Raw genomic sequence first — 23,175 nt, 5'->3', positions numbered from 1 at the left:
TAAATATCTCATAAAATTTTATAATAACAGAAATAAAGCTGTACCTAGCAAGTTTAAAAGTACTAAAGGCAAACAAATCTTCCAACCAAACAATAATATTTGATCATGTCTTGGTCGGGGTAAAGCAGCACGAATCAAAATAAACATAAAAATAAAAAACATTGATTTCAACAACAACCAAACAAAACTAGGTTTACCAAAACAAAAATATCCCCCAAAAAAAACTGTTGATATTAATAATGATATAACAATAATAGAAATATATTCTCCAATAAAAAATAATCCAAATTTCATACCAGAATATTCAATATGATAACCATCAGCTAATTCTTGTTCAGATTCTGGTTGATCAAACGGATGTCTATGACATATCGCTAAGCTTGCTATAAAAAACGATAGAAATCCAAAAAACTGAGGAAAAACATTCCACATATGTTTTTGGCTATTTACTATATCAATAAGATTAAAAGATCCGGATTGTGCAACTACTCCCATCAAAGACAATCCTAAAAATACTTCATAACTTATTGTTTGAATAGAAGCGCGCATAGATCCTAATAAAGCATATTTGTTATTACTAGACCACCCAGCAAATAAAACAGAATACACAGACAAACTAGCCATCATCAAGAAAAACAATATCCCGATGTTCAAATTCGAAATAAAAAAATCTGATCTAAATGGAATGATAGGAACGACGCATAACAAGGACATAAAAGATAAAATAGGAGATAAAACAAATACAAATTTTCTACTAAAACACGGTACCCAATCTTCTTTAAACAAGATTTTAATCATATCAGCTAGTAATTGTAAACTACCAAAATAGCCTACACGATTAGGTCCATGTCTATTTTGAAAAAATGCTAATAAACGACGTTCAAAAATACTTAACATAGCGCCAGAAAATGTTATTAACATTAATATAAAAATTACTTTTAAAAAGGATAAAATAACCGGAAAAACATCTATATTAAATAATATCATCGCATATATTTCCTTAAATATTTTATCTTTTTTCCAACTAACACTGCAGGAAAACCTCGTCGACCTATTGGTAACCCGATTTGTTTCGGTCTTAATTTATTTGAAAAATGTACATTTAAACGATAACTTGTATTAAAACAATTAAATTCAATCATTTCATCTCTATTGTTTAAATTTAACTCACTGGCATCTAGTTTACTGATTAAAGCATATGCTAATGGTACGCGCTGTTGAACTAATGTGCAATATTGCGTCATTTCCTCATTTCCAAAAAGATTGTAATACGGGATTATTCTCCAGCATTTTGTGTTTTTTACATTTTTTATAATTATATTAAAATACGATCTATCTATTTTAGTTCTATATTTAAAAATATGAGTTCCTGAATTACCGGATATTAAATCACGACCAACTTTTTCTTGAAATTTATTCCATGCTTGAGGCGAATTCCATCCAGGATACCATGCAAACGGAATATGCCGTAACAATGGATTCGGTTGATTATAACCTTCCATAGAAAATGAAAACATAGTATTTTTATCTTGAGATTGACGGGGTTCATGTATATTAATATTAGAACGTAACGCAGTTCTACCACTGAATCTGATAGGAGATCTAGCTATTTTTTGATCATGAATACGAAAATAAGAATTTGGTTCGTTTAATACAATTTCTTTTAAATCTAAATATTTTTTAGAATATGCAGCAATTACATCATCTAATTTCTTCCAAGATATTTCTTTATTATCAATTCTCGACTTTAAATGATGTAACCATTTCCAACTATCAAAAAGACAATTAGCATCATCGTAAAAAAGAGGATCATAAGATTGAAAAAAACGCTGAGCTCTTCCTTCAAAATTTATTATTGTACCTGAACTTTCTGTAAAATTTACAGACGGCAAAGAAATATTTGAATATTTGTATGTTTTAGTGTACTGATGATCTAATACAATTACGTTTTTTTTATTTTTTAAAATCATATCACAATCATATTTCGCAATAAAACGATATAGATCGTATTCCATAAAAATGATTGCATCCGCTTGTTGTGTGTTAAGTTTATTTAACACATTTTCTATAGACATGCCACCAATTAACATTACACCTAAAGAATTAGCAGACGATGTTAAAAGAGTCAGACCGACATGTGCACAAATATTGTTTTTCTTGATAGCTTTGGCTATATTTACAGCGGATTGTATAATCGACGCATTAAAAGAATGCGAACCTGAAATAATTAATGATTTTTTTGCAGAAATTAATTTGTTTGCAATTAGCGACACTTTACTAGTCAACGTATCATTTAAATTATAAATTTTTGGATATTTTTTATCCAATTCATGAATAATAGCACACGATAAAGATATTTGGTCATGAATAGTAGCAAAATAACTCCAATCAGAAATATCATCTAATTTATTTTCATGTGTATGCATGACATAAAGAAAATTTTTTACGTTTTCTGAAATATGAGATATTGATACAGCATTCCATTTCTCAATTCCATATAAATTTGCTGTATCTTGTGCTTTTTTTTTCATAGCTTGACGAATAGCTAATGCAACGCGTGCTGATGTTTGAGTTAAATCTTCACCAAGAACTAAAATAACATCGTAGCTTTCAATTTCTTTTAAAGATGGAATATAAATATTGTCGTGTTTTAAAACATCTAAGATTAATTTAATACATTGTTCTTCTTTCTCAAGTAAACCATGTGAAAAATTTTCTGCTCCGACTAATTCTTTTAAAGAAAAATTATTTTCCAAACTTGATCGAGCTGAACCAACGCCAATAACATTTTTGTATTTTTTAAAAAAACTAACACCCAAATCAATGGCTGTATTAAAATTTAGAACAACTGCATGTTTCTTTTTTAACATAGGTTTTTTAGGACGTAACTTTAAATCAGTATGAGAATATCCAAAACGACCAAGATCACAAATCAAATAATGATTTATATCAGCATGATATCTATTTTCTACACGTCGAATTTCACCTGCACGTTCACCAATACTAATGTTACAACCAACACTGCAGTTTTGACAAATGCTAGGAGCATATTGCATATCCCATTTTCTATTATATTTTTTAGAATGAGTTTTATCAGTAAATACACCAGTTGGGCATATTTCGATTAAATTACCGGAATGTTCACTTTCTAAAACTCCATCTTCTGGACGACCAAAATAAATATTATTGTTAGCACCATATACACCAAGATCTGCACCGTCTGCATAATCTTTATAGTATCGTACACAACGATAACATCCAATGCATCGATTCATTGTATGCTTAATAAAGGGACCTAAATATTGATTTTTATGAGTACGTTTTTTAAATTTATAACTTCGAATATTATGCTTATTCATTACAGTCATATCTTGTAAATGACAGTGACCACCTTCTTCACATATTGGACAATCATGAGGATGATTCGTTAATAATAATTCGACAATTGCACTACGAAAAGCAATAGATTCATTGTTCATAATAGAAATTATAGAACCGTCAGTAACAGGTGTCATACAAGACATCACTAACCGACCAGAACAATCCAATTTATTACTATACTGTGTGACTGCACACTGTCGACATACACCTACACTACCGAGTAACGGATGCCAACAAAAATAAGGAATATCGATACCTATTGATAGACATGCTTGCAATAAATTGTCTGATTCACTTGCATAATACATTTTTCCATCGACATAAATTCTAGCCATAATAAAATTATTCCAAATTTCTTCTTCTAAAATAAAAAATTTTATAGTTAATCTTGATTTATATAATTTATATATTAAATTCTATCGACGCAAATTTACATCTTAAAAAAGTAAATATCAATATTTTATTAATATCTCATTTTTTTGAATTAATACCTAATTCAAATTCAGAACGAAAATGTTTCATTGCGCTTTGCAATGGTGCAATTGCGCCTGGAGCATGAGCACAAAACGTTTTTCCAGGACCTAAATGCCGACATAATCGTTCTAAAATATTTATGTCATTTTTATGACCCTTTTTATTTTTTAAATTGTGCAATATTCTTACTATCCAAGGCAAACCATCTCGACATGGAGTGCAAAATCCACACGATTCACGAGAAAAAAATTGTTCTAAATTGTACACTAGAGATACCATATTTATCGTATGATCAACAGCCATAGCAATAGCTGTTCCTAAACGACTACCCGACTTCTGTATATTACTGAAATCCATTGGTAAATCTAAATTAGATTCAGTTAAAAAACTTGTTCCAGCACCACCAGGTTGCCAAGTTTTTAAACGTAATCCTGATTTCATACCACCAGAATAATCTTCTAATATTTCACGAGCGGTAACTCCAAATGGCAATTCCCAAACACCAGGATTTTTCACGTTTCCTGAAAATCCCATTAATTTTGTGCCAGAATCACAACTATTAGACAAGTTTTTATACCATTTTACACCATGCAATATAATACTGGGAACATTAGATAATGTTTCGACGTTATTAACACACGTTGGTTTACCCCATAATCCAAAAACAGCTGGAAATGGCGGTTTTGATCTTGGATTTGCTCGACGACCCTCTAATGAGTTTATTAATGCAGTTTCTTCTCCGCAAATATAACGACCTGCGCCAGTATGTAAAACAATATCAAAATGTAAACCAGTTCCTAAAACATTAGAACCAATATAACCAAATTTTATCGCTTGCTGAATTGATTTTTTTAAAATTAATTCAGCTTGAACATATTCTCCTCTTAAAAAAATGTAACTACGAGATACGTTCAAAGCAAAAGCTGTTAACAAAACACCTTCAATTAATTGATGCGGTACTCGTTCTATCAATAACCTATCTTTATAAGTACCTGGTTCCATTTCATCAGCATTACAAATCAAATAACGAACATTACTAGTCTTATTTTTAGACATTAAGCTCCATTTTAAACCAGTAGAAAATCCAGCCCCTCCTCTGCCTTTCAAACCAGATTCCTGGATCATATTGATAACATCTTTTGGAGACATATCTTTTAAAACTTTTTCGAAAGCAACGTATCCATTTTTTTTTCGATATTCTTCTATCCAAACAGTTTTTTTTTTATTATTAAACCACCAGGTCAATGGATGTGTTTCAGCAGTATGCAAAATTTTATTCATTTATATGATTCCAATAAATACGGTATAGATTCTGGAGTTACATTGGAATATGTATCTTCATTAACCATCATCGTTGGACTGTTATCGCAATTACCTAAACAACACACTGGTAATAAAGTAAATCGGTTGTCTGGCGTCGTTTCGCCAATGTTAATTTTTAGATAACTTTTTAAAAAAAGTTCAATGTTTTGATAACCTGTTAAAAAACAAACAACACTATCACAATAGCGAATTACATTTCGTCCAACTGGAGAACGAAAAATCTGACTATAAAAAGTAGCTACTTCGTCCACTTCACTAGGATAAATATTTAATATTTTTGCAATAGAAAAAATTACTGGATCAGAAATCCAACCTCGTTTTTTTTGAACAATTTTTAATGCTTCTATCACAACAGAACGAGAATTTTCATAATATTTTTTTTGACTTTCTATTGCGCATACTTCTTCTTTTGTTAGCATGAAATGTGTTTTAATTTCTCGAAATCTATTTTTTTTTTATGCATGTTATCTATCCACATCTGACATTACAAAATCTATACTTCCTAAATATACGATTAAGTCAGATATTAAACTACCCCGAATTACTGAAGGTATTTGTTGTAAATGAGGAAAGCTCGGTGTGCGTATTCTTGTTCGATAACTCATCGTGCCACCATCGCTGATTAAATAATAACTATTAATACCTTTCGTTGCTTCAATCATTTGAAAACTTTCGTTTGCTGGCATTATTGGGCCCCATGATACTTGTAAAAAGTGTGTAATCATAGTATCAATATCTTGTAAAACACGCTCTTTAAGTGGAGGTGTAGTTAACGGGTGCTCTGATTTATATGGACCTGCTGGCATATTTTTTAAACATTGTTCTAAAATAATCAAACTTTGATAAATTTCTTCAACTTTAATCATTACTCTTGAATAAGCATCACTTACTCCATTCCCGACTGGTACATGAAAAGTATAGTTTTCATATCCAGAATATGGACGCCATTTTCTTACATCAAAATCTAACCCTGTTGCACGCAAACCAGATCCTGTTATACCCCATTGTAACGCTTCTTTTTGTTTGTATTGCGCTACACCTTTAGAACGATTAATCAAAATACTATTCTTTAAAGCTGATTGTACATAATATTTTAATCGTTTTGGCATCCATTGAAGAAATTCTTGCAATTTCAAATTCCAACCTTTCGGTAAATCATGAGCAACACCACCAATACGAAACCAAGCAGGGTGCATACGCGCACCTGTAATAAATTCAATGACATCATAAATTTTTTGTCGATCTGTAAACGCAAAAAACACAGGTGTCATACAACCAACATCTTGAATAAACGTAGAAATATATAATAAATGACTATTAATACGAAATAATTCTGATAACATGACACGAATGACTTCTACTTTTTCTGGAACAGAAATATTTGCTAATTTTTCAACAGCCAAAACATATGGCATTTCATTGACACATCCACCAAGATATTCAATACGGTCAGTGTATGGAATATAACTATGCCATGACTGACGTTCTGCCATTTTTTCAGCTCCACGATGATGATAACCAATATCAGGCACACAATCGACAATATTTTCTCCATCTAATTGCAAAATAATTCTAAAAGCACCATGAGAAGCAGGATGATTCGGCCCTAAATTTAAAAACATGAAATCAACATCATTGTTTTTTCGTTTCATTCCCCAAAATTCTGGTTCAAACTTTAAACTTCCCATTTCTACATCTTCTTTTTCTTCATTGAAAAAAAAAGGTTTATATTCAGTTGCTCTCGCAACATAATTTTTTCTTAATGGATGACCTACCCATGTGCTGGGCATAATTATACGAGTTAGATTGGGATGCTGTTTAAACACAATTCCAAACATATCCCATATTTCACGCTCATACCAATTAGCATTTGGAAATAAACTGGTAAATGTTGGTAAAGTTAAATCATTTTCTAACAAGGGAACTTTTATCATAATATCAGAATTTCGCTCAATTGATATTAAATGATAAAAAACTGAAAAATCCGATTTAGGTAAATTTTGACGATGTATTCGAATACGTTCATCTATACCATGCAAATCATACAACATAATATACGGTTTAGATATATTAAATAAAAATTTTCCAATTTTTAAAAGTAATGTTTTATGAATCCACACGACAGGACAACCAGTCCGAGTTGATTGAAAAAAACAAGCCTGTTCACCAAAAGCATATATTAATTTTTGTATGATTGGATCTATTGGATCTAATGTATTATTTTTTTTAGACATGATAATTTTTCAACAAAATCTGCTATCAATTACTATTGTTTTAAACAAATAATTTTTATAATATTGACATATATTTAAATAAAAGAAGATGAAATATTTCATACAATTGGCAAATTTTTTATTTTAATTCTTTTTCCTCGTTTTTTATGCTTCTCGGATAACATTTTTTTGCGATATACACCTTGTTCGCCTACCACCCAAGATAAAGGTCGTCGTTCTTGAGTGATTAATTCTTGCAATAACATCAATGCTTGCATATACGCCTCAGGTCTAGGTGGACAACCAGGTACGTAAATATCTACTGGTAAAAATTTGTCAACACCTTGAACGACAGAATAAATGTCATACATCCCCCCAGAATTAGCACATGCACCCATAGAAATTACCCATTTTGGTTCTAACATTTGATCGTATAATCTTTGAATAATAGGAGCCATTTTTATAAATGGTGTGCCAGCGATAATCATAACGTCTGCTTGTCTAGGAGAAGCGCGCAATACTTCCGCACCAAAACGCGCAACATCATGCACAGAAGTAAAAGAAGATACCATTTCTACGTAACAACAAGATAGCCCAAAATTATAAGGCCACAACGAATTCTTTCTGCCCCAATTAACTAGTTTATGTAATAATTTCTTAATTGTTCCTAAAAAAACATTTGTTTTTAAGTATTCTTCAATCGGATCTGATACAGAAATACCGATTTGTCTTGGATATTTTTTCTTCGTATTACTTATATCTATCTTAGTTAGAGTATAGTCCATATTATATTCTCATATTATTTAAAATAAATTGTTTTTAACTAAAAAATAAAATTGTAAGAAGATAATATTATGTATAAAATAATAGGTAATTTTATAATAAAATCCATTTTCTTATGAAGGTAAATTTAATGCCTTAATACGATTAAGATAAAACAATGCTAATATGATAGAAAAGATAAAAATCGCAGATGCATAAAATCCGATCCATCCTGATTCATATATACTAATAGACCATGCATATAAATATAACGACTCAACATCAAAAACTACGAAAAACATAGCGATTAAATAAAATTTTGCTGAGAACTGAACTTCAGCAGTACCAGTAGAAATAATTCCTGATTCAAAAGGCGTATTTTTGTTTTTAGATGTTGCTCTACCTCCTAACACCCAACTCAGTAATAACAAAAACATGCAAAAACCTAATGCAATAATCATAAAAAAAAGAAAAGATAAATGTTCTATAAACACTAATTCGTGTCTCATCAAATACGCCTTATTAAAATATTAAACATATATTTTATTGAATATATTTTTTATAAATTCAAATTTATAATACATATATAAAATATTAACATGCAATTCCAATCTACTTTATAAAATACCATAAAAAAAATCTTTCTACGAAAATAACAATTATTTAAAATTTGTTTTTTTTGATACAAACCCTTGATGCTTCAAAAAAAGACCCCATCTAATAATCATTCAATATTACAGATAAATAAGATACAATTTTTATGTTATCAGTTTAAAAAAATCGACATAAAATTATGAAACTAATTTATCAAAATATTAAATAGGAGAAAAGTATATGGGTAAAATTATTGGTATCGACCTGGGCACAACTAACTCTTGCGTCGCTATTATGGATGGCAATCAACCCCGAGTTTTAGAAAATGCAGAAGGAGATCGTACAACACCTTCAGTTATTGCATATACTCAAGAAGGCGAAATATTGGTAGGACAACCAGCTAAAAGACAAGCAATTACAAATCCAAAAAACACATTATTTGCCATAAAACGTTTAATCGGAAGAAAATTTAAGGATAATGAAGTACAACGTGATATACAAATTATGCCATATAAAATTATTAATTCTGATAACGGTGATGCATGGATTAATGTAAAACAACAAAAAATGGCACCACCTCAAATTTCTGCTGAAGTTTTAAAAAAAATGAAAAAAACTGCAGAAGATTATTTAGGTGAAACAATCCATGAAGCAGTTATTACAGTACCGGCTTATTTTAATGACGCGCAACGTCAAGCAACAAAAGATGCAGGAAGAATTGCTGGACTAGAAGTTAAAAGAATTATTAACGAACCAACAGCAGCAGCTCTTGCTTATGGTTTAGATAAGGGAAGTGGTAATAGAACTATAGCTGTATACGATTTAGGAGGAGGCACATTTGATATATCAATTATTGAAATTGACGATGTAGATAAAGAAAAAACATTTGAAGTGCTTTCTACTAATGGAGATACCCATCTTGGCGGAGAAGATTTCGATAGCAGATTAATCAATTATTTAGTCAAAGAATTTAAAAAAGAACAAGGTATAGATTTAAGAAATGATCCATTGTCTATGCAGCGTTTAAAAGAAGCTGCAGAAAAAGCAAAAATAGAACTATCATCAGCGCAACAAACAGATGTCAATTTACCGTATATTACCGCTGATTCAAACGGGCCTAAACATCTAAATATAAAAGTCACGCGAGCAAAATTAGAATCCTTAGTTGAAGATTTAGTAGTACGTTCAATCGAACCATTAAAAACAGCATTAAAAGATGCTGGTCTTACTGTATCTAATATACATGATGTAATATTAGTGGGCGGGCAAACAAGAATGCCTATGGTTCAAGCTAAAGTCGCTTCTTTTTTTGGAAAAGAACCAAGAAAAGATGTTAATCCAGATGAAGCTGTTGCAGTTGGAGCAGCCGTACAGGGCGGTGTTTTATCTGGAGATGTAAAAGATGTATTACTGCTGGATGTAACTCCCTTATCTCTTGGAATTGAAACTATGGGAGGCGTTATGACTTCTCTTATAAATAAAAATACAACTATCCCTACAAAACATAGTCAAGTATTTTCAACAGCAGAAGACAATCAATCAGCAGTTACCATACATGTATTGCAAGGCGAACGAAAAAAAGCATTAGACAATAAATCTTTAGGACAGTTTAATTTAGATGGCATTGAACCTGCACCACGCGGCACAGCTCAAATTGAAGTAACTTTCGACATTGATTCTGACGGCATATTGCATGTTTCAGCAAAAGATAAAAAAACTGGAAAAGAACAAAAAATTACCATTAAAGCGTCATCAGGGTTAAATGAAAAAGAAATCAAGAAAATGATCGACGATGCAGAAGAAAATTCTGAAGCAGATCGAAAATTTGAAGAATTAATTCAAATAAGAAATCAAGGCGATCAATTAATTCACAGCACGAAACAACAACTAAATGAAAAAAAGAACGTAATCAAAGAGCAAGATAAAAAAGACATTCAACTAGCATTAGACAATTTAGAAAATGCGTTAAAAGGTGAAAATAAATCTGAAATTGAAAAAAATATACAAATTCTTCTAAAAAGTGCATCTAGTCTAACAAAAATACATCCAAAACAATCAGAAGAAAATTTGCAGAAAACACATACATCCTCTACAAAAAAAAACGAAAACGTTGTTGATGCAGAATTTGAAGAAATTAAAGATTCTAAAAAGTAATTACAAATAACTTTAAAATGACACGGGCGTAAAGACAATTTACGCCCGTGTAATTGTTTTCAAATCAGGACATAGTAAGAATGGTAAAAAAAGACTACTATCAAATTTTAGGAATTCCAAAATCTTCTCAAGAACGTGACATTAAAAAAGCATACAAACGATTAGCGATTAAGTACCACCCAGATCGTAATCAAGGTAACAAAAACACCGAAGAAAAATTTAAAGAAATAAAAGAAGCATATGAAATTTTAATTGATCCAGAAAAACGTTCTGCGTATGATCAATATGGACATGCAGCTTTTGAAAATGGTCAAAATAATAGTACATACAGTACATTTACCAGTACTGCAGATTTCGGTGACATATTTGGTGATGTCTTTGGTGATATCTTTGGCGGAAGCAAAAATAACCGATCACGAAAAGGATCAGATTTATGTTACAATATGGAAATTTTTTTAGAAGAAGCTGTAAGGGGAATTACAAAAGAAATTCAAATTCCAACCATGCAAACATGCACAACATGCTACGGAAGTGGAGCACGTTCTGGAACTAAACCTCAAATATGTACCACATGTCATGGCAAAAGACAAGTACATATTCGAAAAGGATTTTTTACAGTTCAACAATCATGTCCAACATGCCAAGGAATAGGTACGATAATTAAAAATCCATGTAATATATGTCACGGAAACGGTCGTATTGAAACATATAAAACACTATCTGTAAAAATTCCACCTGGTGTAGATAATAATGATCGTATTCGATTAAATAACGAAGGTGAAGCTGGATCTCATGGTGCACCATCAGGTGATCTTTATGTACAAATTGCTATTAAAAAACACCCTATCTTTGAACGAGAGGGAAATAATCTTTATTGTGAAGTGCCAATAAATTTTTCTATGGCCGCTTTAGGAGGAGAAATAGAGGTACCAACATTAGATGGAAGAATCAAGCTTAAAATACCATCTGAAACACAATCAGGAAAATTATTTCGTATTCGCGGACGTGGAGTAAAATCAATACAAAGCAGACAAAAAGGTGATTTATTATGTCATGTAGTAGTTGAAACTCCAGTAAATCTTAACGAAAAGCAAAAACAGCTTTTATATGAATTAGGAAATAGTTTTAACGGATTTCGAGGAGATCAAAATAGTCCGCGATCAAAAAGGTTTTTTGACGGCGTGAAACGATTTTTTGATGATTTGACTAAATAAAATATTTCTAAGTATTGCTTCTAAATATTAGAGGCAATACCAAAAAATTACTTCTAATTTCTATGCAATCTAGAAATTTTTAATGATAGATTGGATTTATATCGCGCTGCTTTATTTTTATGTATTAAACCCTTACTAACATGTTTATCGATAACAGACTGCATTTTTTTAAACGCATCTTGCGCTAATTCTTTTTTTTTAGAATCAATCAACATACACACTTTTTTAATAAAGGTACGCACCATTGAACGACGACTAGCATTTTGCATTCTACGTTTTTCAGAGACAAATGCGTGTTTTTTAGAAGATTTAATATTCGCCATTTTTGTTCCCAATATAAAATTTATGCGTTAAAAACTCATATTTCACTCAAATATTTATAAATATATTAAAATATATTTATTACTAATTTTTTTTACAATATTAATATTAAGCTTTCCTATCTTAAAATTTATCCTAATATTGAAATATTTTTTTTAAGTAAATTTAAACTATTTGCCTCTTCTTAAAAGAAGACATATAAAAAAAATAAAAAAATAACTGATGTAACAATTTCATTTAAACTATAATTGTTAAGATTGTTAAAAATAATATATTTTTGATCCGAATAATAATATTTTGTAAAAATACGATATACATCATCATATAAAATTAACTAAATTCATGAATTTAATTTCATTACTGTTATTCTTTTTAAATCCAAAAAGATCTTATCATAAAAATATTAATAAACAAAATATGTATAAATTTGTCATAATGAAAGACAATTACAAATTCAAATGCTAAAAATAATAATATTGCTCTTTTGAAAAATTTATTTTATAAATGTTAATTAATATCTATTACTATATTAACATGATAAAAAAACGTTAGAATTATAAATTCTAAAATTCGATTTGCATAATATGAAAATAATTTATATATGATTTCTATTTTTTTTGAACAACCATTGAGAATTTTTAGCCAAGTGATTCATGGAAATAAAATAGGACGAACATTAGGTTTTCCAACGGCAAACATGATATTAAAAAAAAATATTTTATTAAAAAACGGCGTATACCCAATAAAAGCAAACGGTTTTTTTGGTAAAAATATTATAGGAATATCTAATATTAGCATCAGACCTAATTGTATTTTTTCTAATAACTACAAATTACTTGAAGTACATTTATTTAACTTAAACATAAATTTATACGGAAAATATATAGAAGTATTTATATATAAAAAAATACGAGATGAAAAAAAATTTACCTCAAAAAAAAAGCTGATCTATCAAATTCATCAAGATATTGCGCAAGTTAAGCAATATTTTACATATCAATAGAAATTAACGTTTTTATTAAAATGAGAACATAATGAACAATTATAAAGATACTTTAAACTTACCTAAAACTACATTTTCAATGAAGGGAAACTTAACTGAAAAAGAACCCAAAATATTAAAAAAATGGAATATTGATAATTTGTATCAACTAATCAGAGAAAAAAAGGAAAATAAGAAAATATTTTTTTTGCATGATGGACCACCATACGCTAACGGAAATATTCATATTGGTCATGCAGTAAATAAAATTTTAAAAGATATCATTATAAAGTCTAAAAATATGTCTGGTTTTGATGCTCCATATATTCCATCTTGGGATTGCCATGGCTTGCCTATCGAACAAAAAGTTGAAGAAACCATAAAAAAACGTCATATAAAAAAAATATCTACTGCTGAATTTCAAAATATATGTCGACAATATGCTAATAAGCAAGTTCAAAAACAAAAAAAAGATTTTATTAGATTAGGTGTACTCGGAGACTGGAAACATGCGCATCTTACTATGAATTTTAAAAATGAAGCTAATATTATTAGAAGTTTAGCATTAATTATGAAAAAAAAATATATATATCAAGATTTCAAACCTACATATTGGTGCACAAAATGCACTTCTTCTTTATCTGAAGCAGAAATTGAATATCGTAAAAAACAATCGGATTCGATCATAGTTTCTATGAAAAGCAAAAACACAACACAAATAAAAAAATTATTTAACAAGACGATATTAAAAAACAAAAAAATATATTTGCCCATTTGGACTACGACGCCATGGACATTACCATCTAGTAAAGCAATTGCAGTTCACGAAAAAGCGCAATATCAATTAATAGAAACAGAAACATGTTACTTTATTTTAGCAGAAAAACTGATTCAAAACGTATTTTTACTCTTAAAAATCAGACAATGGAAAATATTAAATTCTATTTTAGGAAAACACTTAGAACATGCAAATTTTTTACATCCGTTTTTAAAAAATGTTTATTTACCTGTAATATTAAGCGATCACGTCACGTTAAAATCCGGAACAGGAGCTGTGCACACAGCACCAGATCACGGACAAGACGACTATATGGCAAGTCAAAAATATAAAATTAAAACAAGTAATTTAGTTGATTCTCAAGGAAATTATACGAATAACATACATCCAAAATTAAATGGTTTAAACGTGTTTCAAGCTAATTCTATTATTATTCAATTATTAATTGATAATAACTGTCTTTTACATCATTCGTTTTTAAAACACAATTATCCACACTGCTGGAGACATAAAACACCTACCATACATAGAGCTACTTCTCAATGGTTTATTGATATTAATAAATATAAACTACGCGAAACAACATTAAAAGAAATACAGAACGTAGTTTGGATGCCATCGTGGGGAAAAACAAGAATACATGATATGGTAAAAACACGACCAGATTGGTGTATTTCTAGACAAAGAAAATGGGGTGTTCCTATGTCAATATTTATCAATAAAAAAACAGGAACCATACACCCTAAAACATTTTTTCTTATGGAAAAAATAGCACAGAAAGTTGAATTGGAAGGTATAGAAACATGGAATCACTTTAAATTACAAAAATATTGGAATGAAGATTGTAGAATGTACAAAAAAGTTTCAGATATATTAGATGTATGGTTTGAATCAGGTAATACACATACCTCGATAAATTATACAAACAAAAAATATGCTAAACAACATGCAGATATGTATTTAGAAGGTTCAGATCAATATAGAGGTTGGTTCATGTCTTCATTAATAATATCTATGTTAAAAAGCGGAAAAACACCATATTCTGAAGTCTTGACGCATGGATTTGTTGTTGATGTTAAAGGACAAAAAATGTCTAAATCAGTTGGAAATACGATTAGTCCAAATAATATAATTGATACATTAGGAGCAGATGTATTAAGACTATGGGTAGCTTCTTCAAATTATTCTAATGATATCTCAATATCAAACGAAATATTAAAACGTTCTTCAGAAACCTATCGTAGAATTAGAAATACTGCACGTTTTATGTTAGCGAATATTTATGACTTTTATCCAGACAAACATATTGTTATAAAAGAGAAAATGATACTTTTAGACCAATGGGCTGTTGATCAAGCAAAAACGACACAAGAAGAAATTATTAAATCTTATAAAAAATATGATTTTCATACCGTAATAAAACAGTTAATGTGTTTCTGCTCTATTACAATGGGTTCTTTTTATCTTGATATAATAAAAGATAGGCAATATACTTTAAAGAAAAACAGTAAAGAGCGCCGAAGTTGTCAAACAGCAATGTATTATATCATTCATGCTCTTGTCCGCTGGATAGCGCCGATATTATCTTTTACTGCAGATGAAATATGGAAACATATACCAGGTAATCACGCTCAATATGTATTTACAGAAGAATGGTTTGATAAATTATTTAATCTAGACCCAAATCATATATTCAATCAGAATTTTTGGAATAAAATTATTGAATTAAAAAATGAAACAAATAAATTTTTAGAAATAGAAATAAAAAATAAACATATTAGTCACTCTCTAGAAGCTTGCATAATTTTATATGTTTTGCCTGAACTAAAAAATCAACTAGAATATTTAGGAAAAGAAATAAAATTTATCTTTTTGACATCAGAAGTTAAAATAAAATCATATGATACTGCACCAGTAAATGCGAAAAAAAGTCAAAATATTGCTTTTTTTAAAATTTTTATAGAAAAATCTACTAAAAAAAAATGTCAACGCTGTTGGCACTATACTGTTCGTAAAAATAATACTTCTATCAACACAAATTATATTTGTACTCGTTGTATCGAAAACACCATAGGAAACGGAGAAAAACGTTCTTTTATATAATCATGTTATGAAAAATAAAAATTTTAAAAAGATAAAATTTTGGATTTTGATGCACCTCACAGCATGCATAATTTCTATTGATATATTTAGCAAATTCTGGATTGTTAATAACATTAAAATACACGAAACACATAAAATTTGTACTATTTTAAATCTTTTTCACGTACATAACTATGGTGCCGCATTCAGTTTTTTATCTACACAAACAGGATGGCAAAGATGGTTCTTATGTATTGTTAGTAGTTTTATTATATTAATTTTTATAAAAAAATCTATTCAATCAAGTAAAATAAATGTCTTTTATTATTTAATTATTTCTGGCGCAATCGGGAATTTAATAGATCGTATTTTTCACGGATTTGTTATTGATTTCATTGATTTTCATCTTAATAATTGGCATTTTTTTACATTTAATATAGCTGATGCAAGTATCTTTATTGGTGTGTGCATGATGATAAAACAACACTTTAACCAAAAAACATAAATTAAAATTGTAAGAAAAACTAAATATAGAATTTTTCATTACACAAAAATATCACTTAAAAAGACATATTATACGAATAACATCGATGCATAAAATTTTGACATAAACATAAAAATTATTTTCATTAACACTAATAAATGTTTCGAATAATAAAAAATACTTAAATAATATGATTATAAAAAATATGTCTCATGCAATTTCAAAAAAATTACGTAAAATTATAAAAATCCTTAGCAACCATATTCTCTACATAAATTAAAACGATTAATACAACATATAGAATCCATAATTTTTAATTTCCATAAAAAATATCTAATTATATTTATGAAAAACGAAATATACACTATATAAAATATTAATCATACAAATATAACTTTACAGTCATTTAACCATACAAACTTTTTTTAAAATTGGCATTAATCATTCTTATAATTCTAATTATATCATACCACTAAAAAAAAGATCCAAACAACATATTGGATAACATATTATAATTAAAAAAAACAGTTTAAACGTACGTTATATTAATTTTGAAAATAAAATATTCACTCCAAAAAAATTTCTAAAAACTACTAAATTTTATTAAAAAAACTACATACAACTATTTAATATGACTAAAAAATACTATTTTTACAATTTTTAGAAATACATATACCTTGAATACAATTAGACAGGATAAAACATGAAAAAAATTCGTATTGCTATCAGTGGACCTATGGGTCGTATGGGACAAATGCTTGTTAAAGAAGTACAAAAAAATAAACATACATGTTTATCAACAGTAATAGTTAGAAAAAATAGTCCATTCGTTAATCAAGACATTGGAGAAAAAATTGGAATTGGTGCAATTGGCGTTCTTATTAGAGAAACATTAAATATTGAAAAAAACGATTTCGATATTTTAATCGATTTTACCAATCCTAGTAGTACATTAAATTATTTAAAATATTGCAGCAAATTTAAAAAAAATATAGTAATTGGAACAACAGGATTTACACAACAAGAACAAAAAACTATAAAATTATATTCCCAAAAAATTGGCATTATATTATCGTCAAATTTTAGTATAGGCATTAATTTACTATTTCAACTAATTGAACATACCACTAAAGTAATAGGAAATAACTTTGACATTGATATTCTAGAAACTCATCATCGTAATAAGATAGATTCACCATCAGGTACAGCATTATCCATGGCTAAAGTAATATTAAAATCTATGAATTGGAAAAATTTAAAAAATCATTCTATATATCATACAAACGGAATAATACAAAAAAGAGATAAAAATAAAATTGGATTTTCTATAGTACGATCAGGAAATATTGTTGGAAAACACACTATTATGTTCACCGGAAACAACGAACAAATTAAAATTTCTCACACAGCTTTTAATAGAACAAATTTTTCTAAAGGCGCAGTACAATCTGCCATATGGATTAGCAATAAAAATAAAGGATTATTTAATATGTTAGACGTTATATCATAATATTATAAAACATATATATTTATTCTTTTAAAATAAACATATATATTTATTACTGTCATGGACAAAAAAATTAATTTTCGTTAAAATGTTCAAATATATCACTTAAAAATTTCAATTAGTTAATAAATCATGCACAAACAAAAAATCTTGTAATGGAGGGCGTTTTGGGAGCATTAGCAGTACTAATTTTGGAAGATGGAACAAAATTTCATGGACGATTTATTGGTGCACAAGGGGTAGCTACAGGTGAAATTGTTTTCAATACATCTATTACAGGATATCAAGAAATAATTACTGATCCGTCTTATTCACATCAAATTGTTACGTTAACTTATCCCCATATTGGCAACGTAGGAGTTAATAAACATGATGAAGAGTCATGTAAAATTTATGTCAAAGGATTAATTATTCGTAATTTATCACTAATAGATAGTAATTATCGTAGCGAAAAAACATTTTCAGAATATCTAAAAGAAAACGATATTGTTGCTATTTCTGATATTGATACAAGAAAACTAACACGTATTTTACGTACAAAAGGCTCTCAAAATGGATGTATTATTAAAGATAACAAAAAAAATTATTTTACAGCGTATAAAAATGCTAAAAACTGCTTGAGTTTAACAGGTCAAGATTTGGTAAAAACAGTATCAACAAAAACTATTTATAATTGGGATCAAAACGGTATTTTTTATAAAAAAACACCCACTCCTTTACAAAAAAACAAAAAATCATCATTTCACATTGTAGTATACGATTTTGGAGTAAAAAAAAGTATACTTCAAATGTTAGTAGATAGAAACTGTTATTTAACAATTATACCTGCATCAACTAGTCCTAAAACTGCGTTAAAATTTTCTCCTGATGGAATTTTTTTATCTAATGGACCTGGAGATCCTAGACCGTGCAAATATGCTATTAATGCTATTCAATATTTTCTTAAAATAAACATTCCTATTTTTGGAATTTGCTTAGGTCATCAATTACTTGCATTAGCTAATGGAGCTAATATAATAAAAATGAAATTTGGACATCATGGTGCAAATCATCCAGTAAAAGATATACAAAAAAATCGTGTTATTATTACCTCGCAAAATCATAATTTTTCTGTCGATATAAAAAATATTCCACGTAATATAAATATTACACATGTTTCTCTTTTTGATGGTACGATACAAGGATTATCTTTAAAAAATAAAATAGCATTTAGTTTTCAAGGGCATCCAGAAGCTAATCCTGGACCACATGATGCATCATATTTATTTGATTGTTTTATCGAAAAAATAATGTATCACAACAATAAAATTTAGTAATTAATTAAGAAAAAAAATGCCTAAATTTACTGATATACAATCAATATTAATTCTTGGAGCCGGTCCAATAATTATCGGGCAAGCATGTGAATTTGATTATTCAGGAACACAAGCTTGTAAAGCTTTAAAAGAAGAAGGGTATAAAGTTATTCTTGTTAATTCTAATCCTGCAACAATTATGACTGACCCTGAGATAGCTGACGCGACATATATTGAACCAATACATTGGACGATTATAAAAAAAATCATTCAAAAAGAACGACCACATGCATTACTACCTACGATGGGCGGTCAAATTGCGCTTAATTGCGCATTAGAATTAGATAAAAGAGGAATATTAAAAAAATTTCATGTAAAAATAATTGGTTCAAAAATCAGTTCTATCGAAACATCTGAAAATAGAAAATCATTTGAACAATTAATGAAAAAACTAAAAATAAAAACTGCAAAATGCGATATTGCTCATGATATAAAAGAAGCAAAATTTATTTTAGAAAAAATCGGATTTCCATGTATTATACGACCATCTTTTACTATGGGAGGTCATGGAGGAGGAATTGCATATAACAATGAAGAATTTAAAGAAATTTGCGAAAGAGGATTAAAATTATCTCTTAATAAAGAATTATTAATTGATGAATCTCTGATTGGATGGAAAGAATATGAAATGGAAGTTGTACGTGATAAAAATGACAATTGCATTATTGTTTGCACTATTGAAAATCTAGATCCTATGGGTATTCATACTGGCGATTCTATTACTATTGCACCAGCACAAACTTTAACTGATAAAGAATATCAAACAATGCGTAATTCGGCTATAAAAATTTTACGCGCAATCGGAGTAGAAACTGGAGGTGCTAATGTACAATTTGCAATTAATCCAAAAAATGGTCAAATGGTTGTGATCGAAATGAATCCAAGAGTATCTCGTTCTTCTGCACTAGCATCCAAAGCAACTGGATTTCCAATTGCAAAAATCGCTGCTAAACTCGCAATTGGCTATACACTAGATGAATTAAAAAACGATATTACTGGAATACATACCACAGCTGCGTTTGAACCTGTAATAGATTATGTAGTGACGAAAATTCCTAGATTTAATTTTGAAAAGTTTCCAGGATGCAACGACCGATTAACTACACAAATGAAATCTGTTGGAGAAGTAATGGCTATAGGTCGTACATTTCAAGAATCTATACAAAAAGCGATTTGTGGATTAGAAATTGGATGTAACGGATTTAATGAAAAAATATCTTCTTTGAAAAATTCAAAAAATTTAGAAAAAATCCAAACAGAACTAAAACATGCTGGATCAGAACGTCTTTGGTATATTGGCGATGCATTTCGTGCTAAAATGACTGTCAATGAAGTATTTAAATTGACCTTAATTGATCCATGGTTTTTAATTCAAATTAAAGAAATTATTGACTTAGAAACTCAAATTATTAAAAATGGATTTTACGGATTAAACTATAATTTTTTATATTATATAAAAAGAAAAGGTTTTTCTGATCAACGCATAGCAACATTGACTAAAAAAACTGAACGAGAAATAAGAACGTTACGTCACAAATTTAATTTGCGTCCAGTTTTTAAAAGAATTGATACATGTGCAGCAGAATTTTCTACCAAAACTGCATATATGTATTCAACATGGGAAGATGAATGCGAGGCTCAAACAAATAAAAATAAAAAGAAAGTTATTATATTAGGTGGAGGACCAAATAGAATTGGACAAGGCATAGAATTTGATTACTGCTGTGTACATGCTGTACAAGCTCTGCGTGAAGATAACTTTGAAACAATTATGATTAATTGCAATCCAGAAACAGTATCTACTGATTATGATATTTCGGACAGATTATATTTCGAACCTATCACATTAGAAAACATTTTAGAAATTGTACATATTGAAAAACCTAACGGTGTTATTATTCAATATGGCGGACAAACACCATTAAAACTAGCTCAAGAATTCTTAAAAGAAGGAATACCAATTATTGGCACTAGTCCAGATGCAATTGACAAAGCGGAAAATCGTTATCGTTTTCAAAAAATCGTGACAAAACTAAAATTACAACAACCATTAAATGAAACTGTATTAACTCTAGAGGAAGCACAAAAACAAGCAAAAAAAATTGGATATCCGATTATGGTTCGACCATCTTATGTCTTAGGCGGACGAGCCATGGAAATTGTTTATGAACCAAATGCTTTGAGTTCTTATTTTAAAAAAACTTTAAAAGAAAATAATACTAATCCTGTGTTACTAGATCAATATTTGGAACATGCAACAGAAGTGGATGTAGATGCAATATGTGATGGACAACATGTTTTAATTGGAGGAATTATGGAACATATTGAACAAGCTGGTATACATTCTGGAGATTCAGCATGTTCTTTACCTGTATATACTCTTACAAATAAAATACAAGAAAAAATTAGACAACAAGTTAAAAAATTAGCGTTTGAATTATCTGTAATGGGATTAATGAATGTACAATTCGCTATTAAAAATAATGAAATATATGTTATTGAAGTAAACCCGAGGGCTTCACGTACTGTACCGTTTGTTTCAAAAGCAACAGGATTAGCATTAGCAAAAATTTCTGTACGAGTTATGTATGGAAAAACACTATTAGAACAAGGATTTACAAAAGAAATTATACCTCCACATTTTTCTGTAAAAGAAGCAATTCTTCCCTTCGATAAATTTCACGATGTTGATCCGATATTAGGACCAGAAATGCGATCTACAGGCGAAGTTATGGGAATTGGAAGAAGTTTTTCAGAAGCATTTTCAAAAGCATTATTAAGTACACATAGTAATATAAAAAAAACAGGTCGTGTTCTTCTGTCTGTTCGAAATGATGATAAACGTAGCATTGTTAATATAGCGATTAAACTAAAAAAAGCAGGATTTAAAATAGATGCTACTAAAGGTACTGCACAAGCTTTAAAAAAATCTGGAATAACATCTAGATTAGTCAAGAAAATACGAGAAGGTCAACCGAACGTACAAAACAATTTGAAAAACGGAGAATATTCATATATAATTAACACAATATCATGTCATCATGATATACAAGATTCTAGTTTAATATTCCGTAATGCGTTACAATACAAAATACATTACGACACTACTATAAATGGCGCGTTTGCAACTATTATGGCATTAAATCAAGACCCTTCAAAACACATACAATCACTACAAGAAATACATAAAAAAATAAATCGATAACTGTTAAAACATAATTTAAAATATTTAAAATATATTTTTTTAATTTTCACCAATACCATTTACATATTTATGAATATTGCCCTAACTAAATCTATTTCTAATAATTTACTTATTAGATAAAATAATAAAATACCTTAGTTATTTCAGAAAATTAACATGGAAATCTATAGGACAACCTTTATCGATTCGACATAATATAGTTATTAGTCGTAATAAACTCTCACGAAAAGAAATTACTTGATCTCACTCAATTATTGAAACAATAAATTACGCGAAAAATAACCAAGAAATCATGATTATTAGAGTGGAAAATATAAGAAAAAATGATCATGTATACAACTAAATT

General features: G+C 28.9%; 16 protein-coding genes. 8 read left to right on the top strand and 8 right to left on the bottom strand.

The genetic code is table 11. From position 1 onward, the window contains the following. Positions 1-18: 18 nt before the first annotated feature. The 7 genes from nuoH to ndhC form a co-directional block, all read right to left on the bottom strand. On the bottom strand, positions 19-987 hold the full coding sequence (gene nuoH / locus ICW73_00135; protein ID QNS01888.1) for an NADH-quinone oxidoreductase subunit NuoH: 969 nt from the start codon (positions 985-987) through the stop codon (positions 19-21). Beyond that, positions 984-3,716, bottom strand: coding sequence for an NADH-quinone oxidoreductase subunit NuoG (gene nuoG, locus ICW73_00130; protein ID QNS01887.1), 2,733 nt, complete (start codon positions 3,714-3,716; stop codon positions 984-986). The genes nuoH and nuoG overlap by 4 nt, the downstream gene beginning before the upstream one ends. A 136-nt stretch (positions 3,717-3,852) precedes the next feature. Then, positions 3,853-5,136, bottom strand: coding sequence for an NADH-quinone oxidoreductase subunit NuoF (gene nuoF, locus ICW73_00125; protein ID QNS01886.1), 1,284 nt, complete (start codon positions 5,134-5,136; stop codon positions 3,853-3,855). Then, a complete protein-coding gene (nuoE, locus tag ICW73_00120) occupies positions 5,133-5,597 on the bottom strand; it encodes an NADH-quinone oxidoreductase subunit NuoE (protein ID QNS01885.1) in 465 nt (154 codons plus the stop codon). Before nuoE ends, nuoF begins: the two co-directional genes overlap by 4 nt. Before the next feature lie 45 nt (positions 5,598-5,642). Then, positions 5,643-7,412, bottom strand: coding sequence for an NADH-quinone oxidoreductase subunit C/D (gene nuoC / locus ICW73_00115; GenBank protein ID QNS01884.1), 1,770 nt, complete (start codon positions 7,410-7,412; stop codon positions 5,643-5,645). A gap of 98 nt (positions 7,413-7,510) precedes the next feature. After that, positions 7,511-8,176: an NADH-quinone oxidoreductase subunit B gene (locus tag ICW73_00110; protein ID QNS01883.1), complete on the bottom strand. Its 666-nt coding sequence runs from the start codon at positions 8,174-8,176 to the stop codon at positions 7,511-7,513. A gap of 111 nt (positions 8,177-8,287) precedes the next feature. After that, positions 8,288-8,662 (bottom strand): NADH-quinone oxidoreductase subunit A, encoded by a 375-nt coding sequence (ndhC, locus tag ICW73_00105; protein QNS01882.1) that lies wholly within the window; start codon positions 8,660-8,662, stop codon positions 8,288-8,290. Positions 8,663-8,987: 325 nt separating this feature from the next. Here ndhC and dnaK point away from each other — a divergent pair, with 325 nt between their 5' ends. Next, entirely contained in the window at positions 8,988-10,901 is a 1,914-nt protein-coding gene (gene dnaK, locus ICW73_00100; GenBank protein ID QNS01881.1) for a molecular chaperone DnaK, read from the top strand. Between the two features lie 80 nt (positions 10,902-10,981). Beyond that, complete coding sequence (gene dnaJ / locus ICW73_00095; protein QNS01880.1) at positions 10,982-12,115, top strand: molecular chaperone DnaJ; 1,134 nt, start codon at positions 10,982-10,984, stop codon at positions 12,113-12,115. A 53-nt stretch (positions 12,116-12,168) separates the two neighbouring features. Here the strand turns inward: dnaJ and rpsT are convergent, their stop codons facing one another. Further along, positions 12,169-12,438, bottom strand: coding sequence for a 30S ribosomal protein S20 (gene rpsT / locus ICW73_00090; protein QNS01879.1), 270 nt, complete (start codon positions 12,436-12,438; stop codon positions 12,169-12,171). Between the two features lie 599 nt (positions 12,439-13,037). Here rpsT and ICW73_00085 point away from each other — a divergent pair. The 6 genes from ICW73_00085 (at position 13,038) to carB (ending at position 22,829) form a co-directional block, all read left to right on the top strand. Beyond that, on the top strand, positions 13,038-13,439 hold the full coding sequence (locus ICW73_00085; GenBank protein QNS01878.1) for a riboflavin kinase: 402 nt from the start codon (positions 13,038-13,040) through the stop codon (positions 13,437-13,439). A gap of 31 nt (positions 13,440-13,470) precedes the next feature. Continuing rightward, the gene (gene ileS, locus ICW73_00080; protein QNS01877.1) at positions 13,471-16,299 is read left to right on the top strand and encodes an isoleucine--tRNA ligase; all 2,829 of its coding nucleotides are present in this window, start codon (positions 13,471-13,473) and stop codon (positions 16,297-16,299) included. Between the two features lie 7 nt (positions 16,300-16,306). Further along, positions 16,307-16,783, top strand: a complete 477-nt coding sequence (gene lspA / locus ICW73_00075; protein QNS01876.1) for a signal peptidase II — start codon at positions 16,307-16,309, stop codon at positions 16,781-16,783. A 682-nt stretch (positions 16,784-17,465) separates the two neighbouring features. Continuing rightward, positions 17,466-18,272: a 4-hydroxy-tetrahydrodipicolinate reductase gene (locus tag ICW73_00070; protein ID QNS01875.1), complete on the top strand. Its 807-nt coding sequence runs from the start codon at positions 17,466-17,468 to the stop codon at positions 18,270-18,272. Positions 18,273-18,424: 152 nt separating this feature from the next. Then, positions 18,425-19,582, top strand: a complete 1,158-nt coding sequence (gene carA, locus ICW73_00065; GenBank protein QNS01874.1) for a glutamine-hydrolyzing carbamoyl-phosphate synthase small subunit — start codon at positions 18,425-18,427, stop codon at positions 19,580-19,582. A gap of 19 nt (positions 19,583-19,601) precedes the next feature. After that, entirely contained in the window at positions 19,602-22,829 is a 3,228-nt protein-coding gene (gene carB, locus ICW73_00060; GenBank protein ID QNS01873.1) for a carbamoyl-phosphate synthase large subunit, read from the top strand. Positions 22,830-23,175: the final 346 nt, after the last annotated feature.

This window comes from Buchnera aphidicola (Pentalonia nigronervosa) (assembly GCA_014622685.1).
Classification (GTDB): Bacteria; Pseudomonadota; Gammaproteobacteria; order Enterobacterales; family Enterobacteriaceae; genus Buchnera; species Buchnera aphidicola_BD.
This window is presented reverse-complemented; position numbering and strand designations above follow the sequence as displayed.

Bases quoted from the DNA above. Each gene is read 5' to 3' on its own strand.
- nuoF (QNS01886.1), bottom strand. From the start codon at position 5,136: ATGAATAAAATTTTGCATACTGCTGAAACACATCCATTGACCTGGTGG.
- ileS (QNS01877.1), top strand. From the start codon at position 13,471: ATGAACAATTATAAAGATACTTTAAACTTACCTAAAACTACATTTTCA.
- nuoG (QNS01887.1), bottom strand. From the start codon at position 3,716: ATGGCTAGAATTTATGTCGATGGAAAAATGTATTATGCAAGTGAATCA.
- lspA (QNS01876.1), top strand. From the start codon at position 16,307: ATGAAAAATAAAAATTTTAAAAAGATAAAATTTTGGATTTTGATGCAC.
- nuoE (QNS01885.1), bottom strand. From the start codon at position 5,597: ATGCTAACAAAAGAAGAAGTATGCGCAATAGAAAGTCAAAAAAAATAT.
- carA (QNS01874.1), top strand. From the start codon at position 18,425: ATGGAGGGCGTTTTGGGAGCATTAGCAGTACTAATTTTGGAAGATGGA.
- ICW73_00070 (QNS01875.1), top strand. From the start codon at position 17,466: ATGAAAAAAATTCGTATTGCTATCAGTGGACCTATGGGTCGTATGGGA.
- nuoC (QNS01884.1), bottom strand. From the start codon at position 7,412: ATGTCTAAAAAAAATAATACATTAGATCCAATAGATCCAATCATACAA.
- ICW73_00110 (QNS01883.1), bottom strand. From the start codon at position 8,176: ATGGACTATACTCTAACTAAGATAGATATAAGTAATACGAAGAAAAAA.
- carB (QNS01873.1), top strand. From the start codon at position 19,602: ATGCCTAAATTTACTGATATACAATCAATATTAATTCTTGGAGCCGGT.
- dnaK (QNS01881.1), top strand. From the start codon at position 8,988: ATGGGTAAAATTATTGGTATCGACCTGGGCACAACTAACTCTTGCGTC.
- ndhC (QNS01882.1), bottom strand. From the start codon at position 8,662: ATGAGACACGAATTAGTGTTTATAGAACATTTATCTTTTCTTTTTTTT.
- ICW73_00085 (QNS01878.1), top strand. From the start codon at position 13,038: ATGATTTCTATTTTTTTTGAACAACCATTGAGAATTTTTAGCCAAGTG.
- dnaJ (QNS01880.1), top strand. From the start codon at position 10,982: ATGGTAAAAAAAGACTACTATCAAATTTTAGGAATTCCAAAATCTTCT.
- nuoH (QNS01888.1), bottom strand. From the start codon at position 987: ATGATATTATTTAATATAGATGTTTTTCCGGTTATTTTATCCTTTTTA.
- rpsT (QNS01879.1), bottom strand. From the start codon at position 12,438: ATGGCGAATATTAAATCTTCTAAAAAACACGCATTTGTCTCTGAAAAA.